Genomic DNA, 933 nt, shown 5'->3' on the forward strand with positions numbered 1-933 from the left:
GGCGGCGGCCGGTCGTGGCCCTGAGGTCGCGCACGGCCTGCCACCAGCCGCCGATGTGGGCGAAGGGCGCGAGCACGGCGAGCGTGATGAGCGTGTACAGGACGTCGGTGACCACCGGCGAGGTGAACACGTCGAGACCTGCGACCAGCGCGACCAGGGAGAAGACCGGATCGGCCACGGGCAGCGGGCGCCAGTCCAGGCCGAGGAAGCTCGGCCAGACGTAGACCAGGGCGGCGGAGGCCGCGAAGGAGGCGAGCACGGCGCGGGAGGGCTGGGGGCGCTCCATCACGAAGTGGCGGATCGCTTCGGGCCAGGCGCCGAGCCGTCCGACGGTGTAGACGAGGGCGCCGAAGACCACTCCGTGGTAGACCATCTTGGCCTCGTCGCCCTGCCACTGCTTGGCCACCATGCTGCCCGTCCAGTACCAGTCCGCCGGCGTGAACAGCTTCAGGGGCACCCACTGGTAGGGGACGGCGCCCTGCCGCCACAGCGACCAGAACAGCAGGCCGAGCAGGGTGGAGATCACCAGGCCGACGACGCGCCGCCGCTCGCCGCCCTCGGTGTCCCGTCCCGGCTCGGGCGGCACGTAGCCCTTGCGCCAGACACCCGGCGAGGCCTTCGGGCGCGGCTCGGCGAGCCACTCCGCCACGGCGGCGGAGCGCTCGGCCCCGGGCGGCTGCCTGGGCAGCGGCGGGGTGGCGGGGGCCGCCGCGGGTGACGCCGGGCGCGGCACCGGTGCGGCCCGCTGTCCGTCGCGTGGCCCGTGCGTGCCCTCGGTGTCCATGGCCCTTGCCCCCTGACCTGCCGGTCCGTCCGTCGATCCGGGCTCAATCTAGTGCCCGCGCGGGGGGAGTTCACCGTTACGCGCCCGGTCCGCCCGGCGGCCCGGTCACCGGTATGTGTCCAAGTCGGACAACGGAGTGATGCAATCCC

The 933-nt window shown here is 74.1% G+C and carries 1 pseudogene; it reads right to left on the reverse strand.

The features are described 5' to 3' along the window. A pseudogene (locus tag AB8Z36_RS41155) lies at nucleotides 1-784 on the reverse strand (ATP/GTP-binding protein); the annotation flags it as partial. Between the last annotated feature and the right edge of the window lie 149 nt (nucleotides 785-933).

It is taken from the genome of Streptomyces flavofungini (assembly GCF_041028215.1).
Classification (GTDB): domain Bacteria; phylum Actinomycetota; class Actinomycetes; order Streptomycetales; family Streptomycetaceae; genus Streptomyces; species Streptomyces flavofungini_B.